We start from the raw sequence: 17,577 nt of genomic DNA, 5'->3' as shown, positions 1-17,577 counted from the left end.
ACCTTGGGCATTGCCCTTCTTCCCCGCCTATTGCGGCAACCTCCAGGCAAGGGCGCTTAGTCTCCTAGCCGCACCCGCACGAAGCGGTCCTTCCCCCGCTGCAGGACCCGGGGACGGGAGAGGTCCACCTCCAGTCCCGGGTCCTCCACCAGCTCCCCGTCTATGCGCAGGCCCCGGTTCCCGATGAGCCTTCGGGCCTCGGCGTGGGAAGGGGTGAGGCCCGCCAAGGTGAAAAGCCTCGCCACCCAGATGCGCCCCTCCTTCAGCTCGGAGGCGGGGATGAGGACCTCGGGCAGGTCCTCAGGGATGAGGCCCTTGGCCACCTGGTCGTAGCGGGCCTCGGCCTGGCGCACCGCTTCCGGCCCCGCCTCCTTGTCCCTCCCCAGGGCCTCCCAGGCGTAGCCCAGGCTCTCGTAGAAGGACCGGTCGATGCGGGCGGGGAGGGTGGGAAGGGCGTAGGCGGCGGTGAGGAGACGGGCCAGGACCCGGTGGGCGGGGACGGGGCCCGCCTTTAGGAGGGTTTGGATCTCGTCCTCCTCCAGGTCCGTGAGGAGGCGGAAGTAGCTCTCAAGGAGGGCGTCGGGCACCCACATGAGCTTCTTGAACATCACCTCGGGGGGCTCCGCCACCCCGATGTAGTTGTCCAGGCTCTTGCTCATCTTCTCCCGCCCGTCCAGGCCCACCAGGAGGGGCATGAGGAAGGCCACCTGGGGCGCTTGCCCGTAGGCCCGTTGCACCTCCCGGCCCACCAGGAGGTTGAACCTTTGGTCCGTGCCCCCCATCTCCACGTCCGCCCGGATGGCCACGGAGTCGTAGGCCTGGGCGAAGGGGTAGAGGAACTCGTGCAGGGAGATGGGCACGCCCTCCTCGTAGCGCTTCTTGAAGTCCTCCCGTTCCAGCATCTGGGCCACGGTCATGAGGGAGGTAAGGCGCACCACCTCCTTGAAGGTGAGGCCCTCCAGCCACTCGGAGTTGTAGCGGAGCTCAAAGAGGTGGGGCTCCTGCCTGAGGATCTTTCCCGCCTGTTCCACGTAGGTCCTGGCGTTTTCCCGGGTTTCCTCGAGGGTAAGGGGCGGCCGGGTTTTGCTCCGGCCCGAGGGGTCCCCGATCATGCCCGTGAAGTCCCCGATGATGAGGACCACCTTGTGCCCCAGCTCCTGGAACTGGCGCATTTTCCTCAGGACCACCGCATGCCCCAGGTGCAGATCCGGCCGGGTGGGGTCGGCTCCCAGTTTGACCACCAGGGGGCGGTTCTCCTTTAGTTTTTCCAGGAACTCCTCCTCGGGGATGATCTCCTCGGCCCCCCGCTTGAGGAGGGCCAAGGCTTCTTCCAAAGAGGGCTTGATCTCGGCGCCCGCCATGAGCCCAAGTATACTGAAGGCAATGCGGAGCCTGCTCTTGTTGGCCCTTTTGGCCCAGACTTGACCGTTATACCCCTTTTGGGGTAAATGATTCCCATGACCCTGCGCGAAGCCCTATCCCAGGTTCCCGACCCCCGGGCCCACAACCGCCGCTACCCCCTCTGGGGCCTGCTGGCCCTGGTTCTTTTGGCCTTCCTCTCCCGCGTGGACTCCCTGCGCGGCGTCTCCCGCTTTGCCCGCGCCAACCCCCACCTCCTCCCCCACCTGGGCCTGCGCAAGGCCCCGGGCCACACCGCCCTCACCCAACTCCTTCACCGCCTGGACCCCCAGGCCCTGGCGGAGGCCCTGGCCAAGGTCTTCCCGGGAAGGGAGCTGGAAGGGGAAAAGGTCCTGGTGGCCGACGGCAAGGTGCTGCGAGGGAGCGGGAAGGGCAAGAGCCCCCAGGTCCGCCTGGTGGAGGCCTGGGCCCTTTCCCTGGGGCGCACCCTGGCCCAGGCCAGGGCGGAGGGAAGGGAGGACAAGGCGCTTCTGGAGCTTTTGGAGCGCCTGGGGGCCGAGGGGCTTGTGGGGAAGGTGGTGGTGGGGGATGCGGGGTTTTTGTACCCCGAGGTGGCCCGCCAGGTGCGGGCAAAGGGGGGGAGTACCTCCTGGTGGTGAAGGGGAACCAGGGGGGGCTTTTGGGGTGGGTGCGGGAGGTGTTTGCGGGGATGGCGCGAGGAGCCCTGCCTGGGGAGACGCGGGCGGAGTGGGTGCGGGAGGCAGACGGGGAGGTGAGGCGGTACGAGGTGTGGGCTTCTCCGGTGTTGCCCCCGGAGGTGGCGGCCTTTCCTGGGGCCAGGCAGGCGGTGCGGCTGGTGCGGGAGGTGGTGGTGAAGGGGACGGGGGAGGTGAGGCGGACGGAGGGGTACGCGCTCACGAGCCTGGGGCCGGAGGAGGCGGACGCCCGGGTGCTGGGGGAGATTTGGGTGGGGCGATGGGGGGTGGAGAATGGTTCCTTCTGGGTGCGGGATGTGCTTTTGCGGGAGGACGCCTTTCAGGTGCGGGGGCGAGGGGGTGAGGTGCTGGCGGTGTTGCGGGCGCACTTGGTCTCGTGGTTGAACTGGAAGGGGGTGCGCCGGAAGAAGGCGGCCTTGGAGGTTTTCTCCTTCAACCCCCTGGCTGCCCTGCGGTTCCTGGGGCTCTATGCAGAATAGCGGTCAAGTCTGCCTTTTGGCCTTGGGGCTTTACTGGTATGCGGAGCGCTACGGCCTGGCGGTGGGCTACCCCCCCTTCCTCCCGGTCTTCTACTGGAACTACACGGGCGAGGCCCGGTATGCCCTCCGGGTCAGTGGCCTCCACGATGCGGTGAAGGTCAAGGTGACGGGAAGCTTGCAGGAAGGCGAGCTCTCCGTGTCCCTCCTCAAGGAGGGCCGGTCCGTGGGGGAGCGGGTGTACAGGGGTAGCTTCCAAGAAGAGGTGCGCTTCCCCGTGGACGCAGGGGAGTACCTCCTCCGCTTTAGGCTTCAGGGGGCCAAGGGCCAGGTGCGCTACGACTGGGTGGCCACCAAGTTTGCCCCTTAGGGCGGGGTGTGCTACACTTAGGCCTGGTCTGCCCCTAGGGGGCACGAGGGGAGAACGATGGCGCAGAAGAAGCCCAAGAAGAACCTTTCCGCTCTCAAGCGGCACCGGCAGTCTTTGAAGCGCCGGCTTCGCAACAAGGCCAAGAAGTCGGCCATCAAGACCCTGAGCAAGAAGGCGGTCCAGTTGGCCCAGGAGGGCAAGGCCGAGGAGGCCTTGAAGATCATGCGCATGGCGCAAAGCCTCATCGATAAGGCGGCCAAGGGGTCCACCCTGCACAAGAACGCCGCCGCCCGCAGGAAGTCGCGCCTGATGCGCAAGGTGCAGAAGTACCTTTCCGCGGTGAGCGCCTAGGAGGGGGAGGATGGGCAAGGGCGACCGTCGCACCCGTAGGGGCAAGATCTGGCGGGGCACCTACGGCAAATACCGTCCGCGCAAAAAGAAGTAAGCCTTCGGCCCATGGCGGTGCCCGGGCATGGGGGTTGCCGCAAGATGGGGCTTTTCCCCCTGGCAGGGCCCCCGCCGGGGCGCAGGCCAAGGGGGCCCTTAGGCCTAGGGGAAGCCCCTAGGCCTTTTCTTTTTCCATCTCCCAGGTGAGGTCCCTCAGGAGCCAGCCCCGGCCCGGGGGGGCAAGTTCCCCCGAGGCCAGGGCCTGCACCAGGTAGCGGCGCACCAGGCCGAGGGGGACCCCTGAGGCGATCACCTCCCCCAGGTTGCGGGTGCCGTCTAGGAGGGCCTGGAGCTGACCGAACTCCTCCAGGGTCTTGCTTCTTTTCCCTTGGTACTTGATCCGCAGGGCGTACCAGGCGTAGCGGCGCAAGGGGTAGAGGTCCCCCTCCCTCACCCCCATGTAGGCCCTTTCCATGGCGATGAGGAGGGGCACGCCCCAGGCCTTGGCGGCGGCCCGTACGCTCTTGCCCCCTTGGAAGACCTCGTAGGGGGGTTTGGGGCGGATGGCCTCCAGGACCCGGCTTGGGGAGTCCACCAGGGTGCGGAACCGGTCCCACTCGTCGTTGACCCGGGCCCACTCCCCCAAAAGGGCGGAGAAGGGCATCAGGGGTGGCTCTGCGGTGGGCGGGGTTACGCCGAAGCGGAAAACCCCTTCCTGGGGGTGCAGGGGGAAGCTGAAGAGGGCCTCGAGGCCCTCCCAGTCCAGAATGGCCGCCCCCACCACCTCCCCCCCGCTGAAGCGCAAGGAGAGGGGCAGGTAACCCACGGAGAGTTCCAAGACCCCGGAACGCCGGTGGCCGTGGATCAGTTCCAGAAGCTCCACCAGGGGGATGGCGTTCAGGTTTCCTTCCAGAAGTATCCCTCCCCTATACCCAAGATTAAGGTACGCCCCTCCCCCCGGTAGCCCTCTAAGGCCTTGGCCACCTTTTCCAGGCTATCCTCCCAGGCCAGGGCGGCCACGGTGGGACCCGCTCCCCCCACGAAGGCAGCCAGGGCCCCCGCCTCCAGGGCGGCCTCGAGGGCCTCCAGCGCCCCCGGCATCAAGTGGGCGCGGTAGGGCTGGTGCAGGCGGTCGCGGCAGGCCTCCCGGAGGGCCTCGAGCCTACCCGAGTAGAGGGCGGCAGGCCAAAGGGCACTGCGGGCCAGGTTGAAGACGGCATCCCGTAAGGGGACCTGTTCCGGCAGGGCCGCCCGGGCCGAAGGGGTGGGCACCTCATAGGGGGGTATGGCCAGGACAAAGTAGACCCCTTGGGGCCTGGGAAGGGGGATGGCCAGGGGGGGGTCGGCCAGGGCGGCCACAAACCCCCCATAGACCGCCGGGGCCACGTTGTCGGGGTGGCCCTCCAGGCTGGCGGCTACCTGGAAAACCCCTTCCCGTCCCAGCCTTCCCCCCGAGTACCGGTCCGCCAAAGCCACCCCGGCCACCAGCGCGGCGGAAGAGCTTCCCATCCCCCTGGCCAGGGGGATGGGGTTGAAGGCGCGGATGAGGAGGGGTTCAGGGCGGAGGCCCAAGGCCTCCATTCCCGCCCGGTAGCCCTGGTGGATGAGGTTGTCCGTCCCCTCCACGTGGTCCTCGCCCTCGTAGAAAAAAGCGTCCTCCCTTGCGGGCTCGGCCTCCACCTCCAGGTAGAGGTCCAGGGCCACCCCTAAGGCGTCAAACCCCGAGCCCAGGTTGGCCAGGGTGGCGGGGACATAGAGGCGGGTTGGGTGATCCATACGTCCTACACCGCCCCCAGAATACCAGGAGCTTTCTGGGGTCTTGACAAGAAGAAGAAGAAGAAGAAGAAGAAGTCCTATCTTAGGGGTGGAGGTGGTACAATGAAGCTGGCCACGCTAGGAGGGCTTGTGTTTATGGTCTTGGGTTTGCCGGTGGCCATGGCTCAGGCCATGCCCTTCCCTCAAGAAGGGCCTTCTTGCCCATTGCCGGGCAATGAGATGGTGAAACCTCTAGAGAACCAGTGCTTGGACCCCGGCAATGGTGGCTCAGCGGTATGCGGGAGCTATAATTGCTTTACAAGGTGTGAGACTATAACGGTCAACAATTGCGTGTGGCGATGGGTTTGCGCAGCCTTTGCTGCGACATGTGTTTATTGGACCACAGATCCCAGGGGAAAGGCGGTCTGTGCATTAACAGCCTTTGTGTGCACTGCCTATGACTGGCAGCAAGTTTGCACCCCGAGGCAGGAGGAGAGATGCCAAACGTATTGCGTTCGCTAAGGGAAAGGTTTCGGACTTTGGTAGACATTGCTTTCTACTCTTCTTTAGCGGCGCTGCAATTTAAGCTGTGGCTCTCCGTTTTTGATGATCTTTTTCGCAATGAGAGGCTTGAAACCGGGGACGTTTTCGTGGTGTTTTGCCTCCTCCTGACCCTCTGGTTTGCCTATAGGCGCATAGGCCTACCTTATGCCAGCGCTCTTCTCGGAATGATCTGGGCTGCCTATCTTCAATCCGGGCACTGATAAGGCAGGAAGCTGCCTTCAAAGATCGTTTCTCAAGAAGAAGAAGAAGAAGCCCTATCTTAGGGGTGGAGGTGGTGCAATGAAAGCGAAGGGGGGTGTTGGGATGGCCTTTCGGAACCGAGAAGTCCCAAAAAGACTCCTCTCATTTGGGCTATTTGTGATTTTCACGGTTCTTGCGTTTCTTCTTGAACAGAAGGGCATTTGGGGTGGGTTGCAGCTGCTGTTGGGCTTGGGTGCGATTTTGGCCTTCTACCTGGGCTGGGGTAAGGGCGTGGTCCTTAACTTCCCGAAAGCCTTGGTCTTCTCCCTCTTTGCCGTAATCCTCTTTTACCTCTTCCTGGATTTGGTATTTCCTGGGACTTTTGCCTGTCGCCTGGGCGATATGGCCGTGGAGCCCTACGCTATAGGGGTCGTCTTGGCCCTGCTTCTTTTTCGCCCAGGGCGTGTTTCGAGTGTTTGAAGGGGACCGGTAGGGGTGGGTGGCGGAGTACAGACCCGCTTACCAGCCCGCCTTCTACCAGCATCCTTGCTAGGAGGGCTTGTGTTTATGGTCTTGGGTTTGCCGGTGGCCATGGCTCAGGCCATGCCCTTCCCTCAAGAAGGGCCTTCTTGCCCATTGCCGGGCAATGAGATGGTGAAACCTTTTGAGAAAGCGGGGGTGGAGGAGCAGGTTTCGCCCCTCAGCTGTGGCGCCCAGCCTTGTCTGGATCCGGGGGATGGCGGGGGTGGCGGAGGTGGATCAAGCCTCAATCCTGTCTGCTTCCTTGTCTGTCGACAGGTTTGCCGACCGGTTGTTGAGTATGCTTGTAGGCGCGTTGGGGGTGCGTGGTCTTGCGAGGCCGTTTCGCGAATTGTTTGTACCGAGGTTTGCCAAAATGTTTGTAGGTAGGAGGTGCTGCTATGGATAGATTTCAAAGGCTTTGGGGTCTTGCAAAGAGAACGCTAGCCTTGGGCATTTCTGTTGGGCTAGGGCTCTTAGCCCTCCGGTTTGAGGGTGTCCTCGGACCCGCTACCTTTGCCCTTGGGGTTATCTCCGGGGCCCTGTTGGACTATGTCTCCCTTGGGCAGGTGCGCTTAACGAACAGGATAGAAGTGGTGGCTCTCCTAGCAGCCACTTTGGCGGTTGGTTATTTCGTTGAGCTGGTTAGCCCGGGGTACTGGACCCGTTTCCTTCAAGGACCCGCCGGTACCCCGTATTTTTTGGGGCTTTTCCTGGGCGAGCTCCTTTTCTACTCATATAGCAAGGCCGAGGGTAAGGTTATCCGCTGAATGAGGGCAGGAGGAGGCGCTCATACCCGGGAAAAGGGCCAGGGCGCCTGCCCTCCTTCCAAAAGCCTCCGCGCCCGGGGAAGAGCCTCCGCCACCTCCCGGGCCAGGAGGCCGACCCCCTTTTCCTCCGCTAAAAGGTCCCCTGCCAGGCCGTGGAGGTAAACCCCAAGCCGGGCGGCGTCAAAAGGGGGAAGGCCTGCCGCCAGGAGGGCGGCGATGGCCCCAGAGAGCACGTCCCCCGTTCCCCCGGTGGCCAAGGCGGGGTTGCCGGTGGGGTTCACGGAGAGGCGGCCACCTTCCGCCACCACCGTGGGGTTTCCCTTCAGGACCACCACCTGCCCCGTGGCCTCCGCCAGGGCCTGGGCCGAGGCCAAGGGGTCCTGGGCCACCTCCTCGGGGGCCTTCCCAAGGAGCCTGCCCGCCTCCCCCGCATGGGGGGTGAGGACGGTGGGGATCCCCGCCTTGCGGTAGGCCTCAACCACCTCAGGCTGGAGGGCGTCGGCGTCCAGCACCGTGGGGAGCCGGGCTTCCAGGGCCTTCAGGGCCCACTCCCGCCCCCAAGGCCCCCGCCCATCCCCACCGCCAGGGCCTCCACCCGCATGGGCGGCAAGGCGGGGGCCAAGACGGGGTGGAAGACGGCCTCGAGGGGCTCCAGGGGCGTCCCTTCCGGGGCCACCAGGTGCACCAGCCCCGCCCCCATGCGGTAGGCGCCCAGGGCGGAAAGCACCGGGGCCCCGGCGTAGCGAAGCCCCTCGCCCCGAAACCCCCCTAAAACCCCCACCCGGCCCACGCTCCCCTTGTGGGCGGTGAGGGGGCGTCTTGGCAGGAGGGGCAGGAGGGCCTCCGGGGTGGCCACCTCGGGAAGGTCCTCCCGCTCCAGAAGGGCCTTGGGTAGGCCGATCCCCGCCAGGAAAAGCTGCCCGCAGGCCTCCCGCTTGAGGAAATGGGGAGTTTTGAAGGCGGCGAAGGCCACGGTGGCCGTGGCCTGCACATGGGGGGAATAGGGGAGCCCCGAGGGCAGGTCCAGGGCCAAGATGGGCAGGCCGGAGGCGTTCATCCGCTCCACCAGACCCCTGTGGAAGCCTTCCAGGGGCCCCTTCAGCCCGGTGCCGAAGAGGGCGTCCACCAACACCTCTTCCCGGTCCCAGGCGGCTTCCTCCAGGGAGCGGATCTTCACCCCGTGGGCCTGAAGAGCCCCTCGGGCCAGGAGGGCATCCCCCTGCTGGCCCTCTGCGGCGTAGACCCGCACCGCCACCCCCTCCAGGAGGAGGTGCCGGGCCAGGACCAGGCCGTCGCCGCCGTTATTCCCTTTGCCCGCCAGGATCACGGCGGGGGCCTTTCCGAATAGCTCCCTATAGACCCTTGCCGCCTTCATCCCCGCCCACTCCATGAGGAGGAGGGTGGGGTAGCCCATTTCGGCCGCCTTCTGGTCGGCCTCCCGCATGGCCTCAGGGGTAAAGAGCCTCAGGGAGGTGGCCATGGCTTCCAGAATACTCCGGAAAGTACCATGGATTTATGGGGTTGGGGAAAGCTCGTTCGCGGCTTAAGGAGGCCCGGAGGGTGGCGGTCCTAACGGGGGCGGGCATCTCCAAGCCCTCGGGCATCCCCACCTTCCGCGATGCCGAAGGGCTTTGGAAGGAGTTCAATCCCTTGGACTACGCCACCCCGGAGGCCTACGCCAGGGATCCGGAGAAGGTCTGGGGGTGGTACGCTTGGCGCATCGCCAAGGTGCGGGAGGCCCTTCCCAACCCCGCCCACCTGGCCCTGGTGCGCCTGGAAGAGGAGGTTTTGGCGCGAGGGGGGGAGTTTCTCCTGGTCACCCAGAACGTGGACGGCCTCCACGCCCGCGCCGGCAGCCGGAACCTGGTGGAGCTCCACGGCAACCTTCTTCGCGCCCGGTGCGAGGCCTGCGGGCACCGTTTCCCCCTCCCGGAGCCCTTCATCCCGCCCCCGCACTGCCCCCGCTGTGGGCATAGGGCCCGGCCCGACGTGGTCTGGTTCGGGGAGTTCCTGCCGGAAGGGGCTTGGGAGCGGGCGGAGGCCGCCTTTGCCCAGGCGGAGGTGGCCCTGGTGGTGGGCACCAGCGCCGAGGTGGAGCCCGCCGCCTCCCTGGGGCGCATTGCCTACGCTTCCGGGGCTTACCTCATTGAGGTGAACCCCGAGCCCACCCCCCTTACCCCCTTGGCCCACCTCTCCCTAAGGATGGGGGCGGTGGAGGGGTTGGGGGCCCTTTTGGATGAGGATGGCCTGGACCCGGCTTCTTGCTGATCTCGCCACCTTGGCCCGGGGTGGGGTGGTGGTCCTGGTCCTCCTCCGGGTAGGGGAAGGGCCCGAGGCCTTGGCGAGCGTGGTCCGCCTGCTCCTTTTGGGCTGGACCTTGGATGTTCTGGATGGCCTTCTGGCCCGGGCCTCTTCCCTGAGGGGCCGGCGTGGGGGCTTGGGGTGGCGGCCTTGGTGCTCCTTCTTTGGCGCTAGCCTTCCTCCCGGCGCCCGCGGAAGACCAGGCGGAAGGGGATTTCCTTAAGGTCCAGGTCCTCACCGATGCGGTTTCTCAGGTAGTTCTCAAAGGCCCGGGTCACGAACTCGGGGTGGTTCACAAAGAAAACGAAGGTGGGTGGGGCCACCTCGGGCTGGGTGGCGTAGAGGATCTTGAGGGGCTTGCCCTTGAAGTTGGGAAGCTGGACCTTGGCGGTCCACACGGAAAGCCAGCGGTTGAGCTCGGCGGTGGGGATGCGGGTGTGGTTGAGCTCGTGGAGGCGCACCGCCTCACTGAAGATCCTGTCCAGGTTCTGCCGGGTAAAGGCGGAGGTGTAGACGCGGGGCAGGTGCTCCAGGTGGGCGAGCTTTTCCTTCAGTTCCCGCCGCACCTTGGGGGCCTCCTCCTTCCGCACCAGGTCCCACTTGCTGATGACCAGGAGCACGGGCTTTCCCTTTTCCAGGGCGTGGTTGGCCAGCTTGAGTTCCCGGTCTCCCACCTGGAAGGGGTCTATGACCAGAAGGACCACGTCCGCTTCCTCAATGGCCTTGAGGCTTCGCCGGATGGCCAGCTCCTCCACCAAGGTTTCCGGGCGCTTGCGGATGCCGGCGGTGTCCACCAGGATGAAGGGCTGGCCGCGGAAGGTGAAGTGGACGTCAATGGCGTCCCGGGTGGTGCCGGGTTCCTCGGAAACGATGACCCGTTCCTCCCCCAAAATGGCGTTGAGGAGGCTACTTTTCCCGGCATTGGGCCGGCCCACGATGGCGAGCCTGATGCCCGCCACCTCCGGTTCCGACTCAATGTGCCTGACGGGAAGTTTGGCCCAGATGGCCTCGAGGAGCTCCTCCAAACCCCTGGCGTGCTCGCTGGAGGTGGGGATGGGCTCGCCGAAGCCCAGGGCGTAGAGGGGGCCCAGGTAGTGCTCGTGCTTGGGGTCGTCCACCTTGGTGGCCACCAGGATCACGGGCTTGCCCTTTTTGCGCAGGTACTCCGCCACCTCGTAGTCCGCCTGGGTGAGCTCGGCGCGGCCGTCCACGGCGAAGAGGACCACCTCGGCGTCCTCTAAGGCCTGGTCCACCTTTTCCTGGATCTTCTTTTCCCAGCGGTCCCCCGACCAAAGCCCCCCGGTGTCCACCAGGAGGAAGCGTCCCTTCTCGCTTTCCACCACACCTTCCTTGAGGTCGCGGGTAACCCCGGGAACATCGGCCACCACCGCGCTCCTTTTGCCCAGGAGGCGGTTGAAGAGGCTGGATTTGCCCACGTTGGGCCGGCCTACGATGACCACCTTATGCATCTTCACCCCAACAAACCGGGGTGGGGAAGCCCCCACCCCGCCTTTGAACAGTCTACCACAGGGGGTATACTTTCAGGGTATGCGGAAGCTGGCAGGTCTGGTGTTGCGGAGCCTGGGGTGGCGGTACCACATGCCGCCCCCTCCCAGCAGGAAGTACGTCCTCATCGGTGCCCCCCACACCTCCAACTGGGATTTCCCGATTGGCCTTTTGGCCCTATGGGCCTTGGGGATTCGCGCCCGCTGGTTGGGGAAGAAGGAGCTTTTCCGACCCCCCTTGGGCTGGCTCTTGAGGCTTCTCGGCGGCATCCCCGTGGACCGCTCCCGCCGGAACAACCTGGTGGACAGCGTGGCGGAGGTTTTTCGCCGGGAAGAGGAGATGGCCATCCTCATTACCCCAGAGGGTACCCGGGGGAAGGCCCCTTACTGGCGGACGGGTTTTTACCACATGGCCCTCAAGGCCCAGGTTCCCATTGCGCTGGGCTATGTGGATTTCCGGAGGAAGGAGGTGGGGATTGGGGGCTACCTTTGGCCCAGTGGGGACATAAAGCGGGATTTTGAATCCATCCGGGCCTTTTACCAGGACAAGGTGGGCCTTAGGCCGGAAAAGCAAGGGCCCATCCGCATCCGGGATGAGGAGGAGGTGGTGGCCTAAGCGCCCCGGGGTGGTTTGCGCCACGATGGTGCTCCAGAAAAGCTTCGGGCATCCCCCTTTTTTTCTGCCCAGGGGTCCCAGGCAAAGCCCGTGGCTTGGGGCAGCCCCCATGCACCGCCCCTTAGGCAAGCGGGAGCCTCGAGCCCCCCTTTTCATGGAGCAACCCCCTCCCTTGACGGAGGCGGAGCGCACCTGGGCGGTGGTGGCCCACCTGGCGCTCCTTGCTCTTTGGAACATGGTCCGAGGGGCTTTGGCGGCGGGCAAGGGGGAGAGCTACGCCTACGCCCTTATCCTGCGCCTGGTGCCCTAGCCTCCAGGACCACCACCGCCAGGGCGTGGCCCTTCTCGTGGCTTAGGGAGAGGTGGGCGAAAAGGCCTTCCGCCTCGAGGCGGGCCCTTACCCGCGGAGCAAAGCGCAAAACCGGTCTTCTCCCCTCCATCCCCACCCAGACCTCCTTCCAGGAGAGGTTTTCAGGCCAGCACTTCTGAAAGGCCTCCTTGGCGGCGATCCGGGCGGCCAGGCTGGGGACGGGGTCCTGATGGCGGAGGGCGTAGGCCAGCTCCTCCTCGGCAAAGAGCCGCCTCAAGGCCCTCTCCCCGTGCTGGGCGAGGAGCCTCCGCACCCGGGCGATCTCCACCAGGTCGGCGCCCAGGGCCCGGATCATCGGGGGTCAGGGCGGACGCACGCCCCCCGCCCCCGGGGGCTTTCCGGCCGGCTTCCTCCTGCGGCATCCTGAGGGGAAAATCCCGGTTTCCGCCCTCCTCGGCTCATGGCCCCATTCTAGGGGGCCTTTGGCTTGTGCCGGGGGGGTTGGTTGTGCTAGGGTACTCCGGTGCTGCCCAAGGCCTTCCTCTCCCGCATGGCGGAGCTATTGGGGGAGGAGTTTCCCCTTTTCCTCAAGGCCCTCACCCACGGGGAAAGGACCTATGGCCTGCGGGTAAACACCCTGAAGCTGGCCCCGGAGGACCTGGCGAGGATCGCCCCCTGGCCCTTACGGCCCATCCCTTGGTGCCCGGAGGGGTTCTACTACCCTCCGGAGGCCCGTCCCGGCCCCCACCCTTTCTTCTACGCCGGGCTTTACTACATCCAGGAGCCCAGCGCCCAGGCGGTGGGGGTGCTGGTGGACCCGCAACCGGGGGAGAGGGTTTTGGACCTGGCGGCGGCCCCCGGGGGGAAGACCACCCACCTTCTGGCCCGCATGGGGGGAAAGGGACTCCTTTTGGCCAACGAGGTGGACGGCAAGAGGATCCGGGGCCTTTTGGAGAACGTGGAGCGCTGGGGGGCGGGCCCAGCGGTGGTCCAGGCCCCCCTAGGGTTTTGGCCGAGGCCCTCGGTCCCTACTTCCACCGGGTGCTTCTGGATGCCCCCTGCTCCGGCGAAGGTATGTTCCGCAAGGACCCGGAGGCCATCCGCCACTGGGGGCCTGGGGCTCCCAAGAGGGCTTCCGAGGTCCAGAGGGCCCTTCTTTCCCAGGCGGCAAGGTTTCTTGGGCCAGGGGGGGTGCTCGTCTACTCCACCTGCACCTTTGCCCCCGAGGAGAACGAGGGGGTGGTGGCCCATTTCCTGAGGGAGCACCCGGAGTTCCACCTGGAGGAGGCCCGCTTCCACCCCCTTTTCGCCCCGGGGGTACCGGAGTGGGGGGATGGCAACCCCGAGCTAAGGAAGACCGCCCGCCTCTGGCCCCACCGCCTCGAGGGGGAGGGCCACTTCCTGGCCCGCTTCCGCAAGGAGGGGGGCGTCTGGGGCACGCCGCCCAAGGAGCGCATCCCTCCTTTGGGCCAGGAGGTCCGAAGGGCCCTCGGGGGCTTTCTGGAGGAAACGGGCCTGGTTCTGGAAGGGCCCATCTGGGAGCGCTCGGGCCACCTCTACCTGGTGCCGGAGGGGCTTCCCTCCCTGGCTGGCCTCAAGGCCCCTGCCCCTGGGCTTTACCTGGGCCAGGTGCAAAAGGGCCGCTTCCGTCCGGCCAAGGCCCTGGCCCTGGCCTTTGGGGCCACCCTTCCCTGGCCCAAGCTTCCCCGGGTGGCTTTCCCGCCGGAGGATCCCCGGGCCCTAGCCCTGGCCACGGGGGCAGGCGTGGCGTGGGAAGGGGAGGACCTCCCTTTGGCCCTTCTGGTCCTGAGGACGGAGGCGGGGGAGTTTCCCTTGGACTTTGGCAAGGCCAAGGCCGGGGTGTTGCGGCCGGTGGGTTTGGGGCTTTAGGCTTCGCACCGCACGCCCTAGGGTTTTCAGGGCTTCCTCGTGGTCAAAAGGGCCCCGCTGACTTCCGGGAAGCCTGGGGCGGGGAGGGCCTGGGGGCCATGGATGGGAAGCCCTTAGGCTTTCAGCCGAGAAAAGCCTTGGGCATGCCCTTTATTCCCCGGCTACGGCGGCAACCCCTTGGCACCTAACCTTCGCCAAAAAGGCCAAGCCCCTCGAGGGCCTCCCGCCACGAGGCGAAGGCCTCCTTTAGGGTTTTTTCGGGAAGGGGCTGGACGACGAGCCGGCCCAGGCCCAGGGGCACCACCCAGTGGAGGCTTTCCGAGACCTTCTTCTTGTCCCGGGCCAGGTAGGGGAGGAGGTCCTCCCAGGCCAGCCGGGGCAGGGGGGGTGGGGTCAGCCAGCGGAGGAGGCGGAGGGTGAGGGGAACCAGGTCCTCCCCTCCCAGGGCCCGACCCAACAGGGCGGCGTAGAGGAGGCCATAGGCCACCGCCGCCCCGTGGGGCAAGGCGTGGCGGGTGTAGGCCTCCAGGGCGTGCCCCAGGGTGTGGCCCAGGTTGAGGAGGCGCCTTTCCCCCTTTTCCAAGGGGTCTTGCTCGGTGATGGCGATCTTCACCCCCACCGCCTGGGCCAGGTAGGCCTCCAGCCTGGGGCTTTCCGGGGTGAGGCCTTCCACCTCCAAAAGCCCCTCGTCCCCGGAGATCAGCCCGTGCTTGAAGGCCTCCACCAGGCCCTCCCTGAAGGTGAAGGGCGGGAGGGTGCCAAGGGTCTTGAGCTCCGCATACACCCCTTGGGGGAAGTGGAAAGCCCCCACCAGGTTCTTCCCCTCGGGGAGGTTGAGGCCGGTTTTGCCCCCCACGCTGGCGTCCACCACGCTCAGGGTGGTGGTGGGGAAGGCAAGGTAGGGGATGCCCCGGAGGTAGGTGGCGGCCACGAAGCCCCCCAGGTCGGTGAGGGTGCCCCCGCCTGCCACCAGCAGGGTGGTGTTCCGGGGGAGGCCCCGTTGTGCCAGCCAGGAAAGGACCCGGCCGTAGACCTCCAGGGTCTTGGCCCCCTCCCCCCCCTCCAGCCCCAGGCGGTGGGGTACCCCTAGGGCCTCGGCCACTTCCTGGGCGAAGCCCTCCACCTTGCGGTCGTAGAGGAGGGCCTTGGGGCCCTCGGGCAGGTTCACCTCGGCCAGCACCCCTTTTCCGATTCGGATGGGGTAGGGAAAGGGTTTACGGACGCTTAGCCTTTGCATGGCTCCAAAGCTTCTCCACGATCTCCTCCACCACCTCCTCCACCTTCCGGCCGTCCGTGGAGACGTGGATGTGGGCCTCCTGGTAGATGGGCCTGCGGGCCTCGAGGAGGGTCCTTATGCGCTCCAGGGGGTTTTCCACCTGTAGGAGGGGCCTTTGCCCTGGTTTGCGGGTGGCCCGCTCCAGGATGGTCTCGGGGCTCGCCCAAAGGGCCACCACGGGGCCCCGCCCGAGGAGCATGGCCCGGTTTTCCGGGTCCACGAAGGTGCCCCCGCCCAAGGAGAGGACCAGAAAGTCCTTGGCCACCAGTTCCCGCACCGCCTCCTTCTCCATGCGCCGGAAGGCCTCCTCCCCCAGGTGGCGGAAGATGTCGGGGATGGAGAGGCCGGTGCGCCTTTCGATGTAGCGGTCCAGGTCGATGAAGTGGAGCATGAGGGCGCGGGCGAGCTCCCAGCCGATGCGGCTTTTCCCCACCCCCATGAAGCCGGTGAGACTTACGAAGGTGGCGGGACGGGGCACCTCGAGGCGGGTCATGGGGCCATCCTACGCCTTTAGTAGCTCCGGACCCGGGTTTTGTACCGCTCCACTCGTTCTTGTATCTCTTCCATAGTGTCCCCGCCAAACTTCTCCAGGTAGGCCTGGGCCAGCACGATGGCGGAGAGGGCGCAAAGGATCACGCTGGCTGCGGGTACGGCGGTGACGTCGGAGCGCTCCCTGGCGGCGTCCGCGGGCTCGTGGGTCACCACGTCCACGGTGGGAAGGGGTTTCATCAGGGTGGCGATGGGCTTTAGGGCGGCCCTCAGGATGAGTTCCTCCCCCGTGGTCATGCCCCCCTCGAGGCCCCCCGCCCGGTTGGTCTTGCGGTAAAAGCCCCGTTCCGGGTCCCAGTAGATGGGGTCGTGCACCTCCGAGCCCCGCCGCATGGCGTTCTCAAAGGCCGGGCCGATCTCCACCCCCTTCACCGCGGGGATGGAAAGGGCCATCTGGGCCAGGCGCCCGTCCAGCTTCCGGTCCCAGTGCACGTGGCTGCCCAGGCCCGGAACCAGGCCGCGGAAGCGGGCCTCAATCACCCCGCCCAGGGTGTCCCCTTCCGCCTTGGCCTGGTCTATGCGGCGGATGGCTTCCGCCTCCGCCTCGGGGTCGGTCATGCGCAGGGGGCTTTCCTCTATGCGGGGCACCAGGTCCCAGGAGAAGGGCACCCGGGCCCAAACCCCGGCCATCCCCGGCACGTACCCTACGCCTTCCACCCCCAGGAGGGAAAGGAGCTTCAGGGCCACCGCCCCCACCGCCACCCGCATGGCGGTCTCCCGGGCGCTGGCCCTCTCCAGCACGTCCCTAAGGTCCTTGTGCCCGTACTTGATGCCCCCCGAGAGGTCCGCATGGCCAGGGCGGGCAGCGGTGAGCGCCTTCTTGCGGGGCTCGTTCCCCGGGGCGGGGTCCATGATCTCCACCCAGTTCCGGTGGTCGGCATTTCGGATGGCCAAGGCCACGGGGGCCCCCGTGGTGCGGCCGGCCCTGACCCCGGCGCGGAACTCCACCCGGTCGGTTTCTATGACCATGCGCCGGCCCCGCCCGTAGCCCTTTTGCCTTTTTTCCAGCCAGGGGTTGATGTCCTCCTCGGTGAGGGGGAGGCCGGCGGGCAGGCCTTCAATGATGGCCAAGAGCTCGGGCCCGTGGGACTCGCCTGCGGTGAGAAACCTCATGGGGCTATTGTAAGGGTTACCGGAACACGGTTACGCAGGAAGAAAAAATCAAAAAGGCCCCCCTGGGCGAAGCCAGGGGGAGCCTTGTTCGGGCTCTTATTTACCAGCAGCGGCTATTGGAGGCAGAACGGCGAACAGAATATAGTCTAAAGTCCTGCCACCGGTGGTAATACCCTGCCCAGGCGCTGCTAGAGCAGTTTGTATTGCTGTAGGCTACGCTCATGCACTGGGAAGAGGGCCATCCCGAGTAGTAGCAGGGGGCTGGCCAATCGTTGCCAGCCCTTGCCGAAGTTCGCGTTTCCACGCTTCCCCAGATGACGGATCCTGTGCTACAGGTGGCCGTGGCATAGGCCTTGGCTCCTGCTGAGCCCGTGGTGGGCATGGCGGAGGCCGCCAGGCTGCAGGAGGGGAAGAGGGACTGGGGCGTAAGGCTTTGGACGAGGATGGGGAAGGTGTCTGGGCCTATTACCATTCCCCCGTCGGGGGTCCTGAGCTGGGGGGGTAGGTCTGGCTTGGGTAGGTCTTTAGGGTCCATGCCCTGTTTCATCAGGCGGACGATCTCCCGGAGCTTGGCCCGAAGAGCCTGGCGGTCTGCGTCGCTCAAGGGCAGGGGAAAGCGGCTTAGGGTGGCGAACTCCAAGACCATCACTGCCATTTCCTCACTCGCCCAGAGAGCGAGTTGTCTTTTGACCCAGGCGACTTCTTCCTCCCAATACTTTTTCTCCTCGTCCTTGACGGCCTTACCCATTTGTTCTTGGGCAAACTTTTCAAACTTCGCCACCCCTTCCTCGGTGAAGAGGGGAGGGTTGTAGTCCAACGAGACCCGTCCTTCCCCCATCATCTTGTAGTGGATCCCAGGGGCCAGCTCCACCCAGCCATCCGCATTCGGTAATGGGCTGGTTTGGGGTTCTGACCTGGACG

Annotated in this window: 18 protein-coding genes and 3 pseudogenes; 11 read left to right on the top strand and 10 right to left on the bottom strand. The window is 65.9% G+C overall.

Annotated features, from left to right (window positions below; genetic code table 11):
• Window positions 1-56 precede the first annotated feature (56 nt).
• Entirely contained in the window at window positions 57-1,361 is a 1,305-nt protein-coding gene (gene tyrS / locus BS74_RS09025) for a tyrosine--tRNA ligase (RefSeq protein ID WP_038058135.1), read from the bottom strand.
• Between the two features lie 96 nt (window positions 1,362-1,457).
• On the opposite strand from tyrS, the gene BS74_RS12620 reads away from it, so the two are divergent.
• Genes BS74_RS12620 through BS74_RS09000 form a run of 5 tightly spaced genes read left to right on the top strand, consistent with a single transcriptional unit; the run spans window position 1,458 to window position 3,366 of the window.
• The gene (locus BS74_RS12620; protein WP_038058182.1) at window positions 1,458-2,018 is read left to right on the top strand and encodes a transposase family protein; all 561 of its coding nucleotides are present in this window, start codon (window positions 1,458-1,460) and stop codon (window positions 2,016-2,018) included.
• The gene (locus BS74_RS12615; RefSeq protein WP_245606109.1) at window positions 2,012-2,554 is read left to right on the top strand and encodes a DDE transposase family protein; all 543 of its coding nucleotides are present in this window, start codon (window positions 2,012-2,014) and stop codon (window positions 2,552-2,554) included. Before BS74_RS12620 ends, BS74_RS12615 begins: the two co-directional genes overlap by 7 nt.
• On the top strand, window positions 2,544-2,921 hold the full coding sequence (locus BS74_RS09010) for a hypothetical protein (RefSeq protein WP_038058132.1): 378 nt from the start codon (window positions 2,544-2,546) through the stop codon (window positions 2,919-2,921). The genes BS74_RS12615 and BS74_RS09010 overlap by 11 nt, the downstream gene beginning before the upstream one ends.
• A gap of 57 nt (window positions 2,922-2,978) precedes the next feature.
• Window positions 2,979-3,272 carry a 30S ribosomal protein S20 gene (gene rpsT / locus BS74_RS09005; protein WP_038058130.1) on the top strand — a complete coding sequence of 98 codons (294 nt, stop codon included), beginning with the start codon at window positions 2,979-2,981 and terminating at the stop codon, window positions 3,270-3,272.
• Between the two features lie 10 nt (window positions 3,273-3,282).
• Complete coding sequence (locus BS74_RS09000; protein WP_008632889.1) at window positions 3,283-3,366, top strand: 30S ribosomal protein THX; 84 nt, start codon at window positions 3,283-3,285, stop codon at window positions 3,364-3,366.
• 117 nt (window positions 3,367-3,483) lie between these two features.
• On the opposite strand, the gene BS74_RS08995 is transcribed toward BS74_RS09000, so the two are convergent.
• Window positions 3,484-4,221 carry a DUF4388 domain-containing protein gene (locus tag BS74_RS08995; protein WP_038058127.1) on the bottom strand — a complete coding sequence of 246 codons (738 nt, stop codon included), beginning with the start codon at window positions 4,219-4,221 and terminating at the stop codon, window positions 3,484-3,486.
• Complete coding sequence (gene thrB / locus BS74_RS08990; RefSeq protein WP_038058124.1) at window positions 4,206-5,084, bottom strand: homoserine kinase; 879 nt, start codon at window positions 5,082-5,084, stop codon at window positions 4,206-4,208. The genes BS74_RS08995 and thrB overlap by 16 nt, the downstream gene beginning before the upstream one ends.
• 822 nt (window positions 5,085-5,906) lie before the next feature.
• Between thrB and BS74_RS08980 the strand changes: the two genes are divergently transcribed.
• Window positions 5,907-6,287, top strand: coding sequence for a hypothetical protein (locus tag BS74_RS08980; protein WP_038058109.1), 381 nt, complete (start codon window positions 5,907-5,909; stop codon window positions 6,285-6,287).
• A gap of 440 nt (window positions 6,288-6,727) precedes the next feature.
• Window positions 6,728-7,096: a hypothetical protein gene (locus BS74_RS08975; RefSeq protein ID WP_038058106.1), complete on the top strand. Its 369-nt coding sequence runs from the start codon at window positions 6,728-6,730 to the stop codon at window positions 7,094-7,096.
• Window positions 7,097-7,116: 20 nt separating this feature from the next.
• Here the strand turns inward: BS74_RS08975 and BS74_RS08970 are convergent.
• A pseudogene (locus BS74_RS08970) lies at window positions 7,117-8,564 on the bottom strand (NAD(P)H-hydrate dehydratase).
• Window positions 8,565-8,611: 47 nt separating this feature from the next.
• Here BS74_RS08970 and BS74_RS08965 point away from each other — a divergent pair.
• Window positions 8,612-9,364 carry an SIR2 family NAD-dependent protein deacylase gene (locus BS74_RS08965; protein WP_038058102.1) on the top strand — a complete coding sequence of 251 codons (753 nt, stop codon included), beginning with the start codon at window positions 8,612-8,614 and terminating at the stop codon, window positions 9,362-9,364.
• 203 nt (window positions 9,365-9,567) lie between these two features.
• Here BS74_RS08965 and der read toward each other — a convergent pair whose 3' ends face one another.
• On the bottom strand, window positions 9,568-10,866 hold the full coding sequence (der, locus tag BS74_RS08955; protein ID WP_038058097.1) for a ribosome biogenesis GTPase Der: 1,299 nt from the start codon (window positions 10,864-10,866) through the stop codon (window positions 9,568-9,570).
• 79 nt (window positions 10,867-10,945) lie between these two features.
• Here der and BS74_RS08950 point away from each other — a divergent pair, with 79 nt between their 5' ends.
• On the top strand, window positions 10,946-11,518 hold the full coding sequence (locus BS74_RS08950; protein WP_051946827.1) for a lysophospholipid acyltransferase family protein: 573 nt from the start codon (window positions 10,946-10,948) through the stop codon (window positions 11,516-11,518).
• Window positions 11,519-11,729: 211 nt separating this feature from the next.
• A pseudogene (locus tag BS74_RS13235) lies at window positions 11,730-11,828 on the top strand (DUF4870 domain-containing protein); the annotation flags it as partial.
• On the opposite strand, the gene BS74_RS08940 reads toward BS74_RS13235, so the two are convergent.
• Complete coding sequence (locus BS74_RS08940) at window positions 11,806-12,183, bottom strand: 4'-phosphopantetheinyl transferase superfamily protein (protein ID WP_038058085.1); 378 nt, start codon at window positions 12,181-12,183, stop codon at window positions 11,806-11,808. The pseudogene BS74_RS13235 and the gene BS74_RS08940 overlap by 23 nt on opposite strands.
• 168 nt (window positions 12,184-12,351) lie before the next feature.
• On the opposite strand from BS74_RS08940, the pseudogene rsmF reads away from it, so the two are divergent.
• Window positions 12,352-13,718 (top strand): annotated as a pseudogene (gene rsmF, locus BS74_RS08935) (16S rRNA (cytosine(1407)-C(5))-methyltransferase RsmF).
• Between the two features lie 184 nt (window positions 13,719-13,902).
• Here the strand turns inward: rsmF and BS74_RS08930 are convergent.
• The 4 genes from BS74_RS08930 to BS74_RS08915 form a co-directional block, all read right to left on the bottom strand.
• Window positions 13,903-14,955 carry a 3-dehydroquinate synthase gene (locus BS74_RS08930; protein ID WP_038058077.1) on the bottom strand — a complete coding sequence of 351 codons (1,053 nt, stop codon included), beginning with the start codon at window positions 14,953-14,955 and terminating at the stop codon, window positions 13,903-13,905.
• The gene (locus BS74_RS08925) at window positions 14,933-15,487 is read right to left on the bottom strand and encodes a shikimate kinase (protein ID WP_038059102.1); all 555 of its coding nucleotides are present in this window, start codon (window positions 15,485-15,487) and stop codon (window positions 14,933-14,935) included. Before BS74_RS08925 ends, BS74_RS08930 begins: the two co-directional genes overlap by 23 nt.
• A 17-nt stretch (window positions 15,488-15,504) precedes the next feature.
• Window positions 15,505-16,656: a chorismate synthase gene (gene aroC / locus BS74_RS08920; protein ID WP_038058072.1), complete on the bottom strand. Its 1,152-nt coding sequence runs from the start codon at window positions 16,654-16,656 to the stop codon at window positions 15,505-15,507.
• A 100-nt stretch (window positions 16,657-16,756) separates the two neighbouring features.
• Window positions 16,757-17,527, bottom strand: coding sequence for a hypothetical protein (locus BS74_RS08915; protein ID WP_185747717.1), 771 nt, complete (start codon window positions 17,525-17,527; stop codon window positions 16,757-16,759).
• Window positions 17,528-17,577: the final 50 nt, after the last annotated feature.

Origin of the sequence: Thermus amyloliquefaciens, from assembly GCF_000744885.1 — a bacterium.
Lineage (GTDB): Bacteria > Deinococcota > Deinococci > Deinococcales > Thermaceae > Thermus > Thermus amyloliquefaciens.
This window is presented reverse-complemented; position numbering and strand designations above follow the sequence as displayed.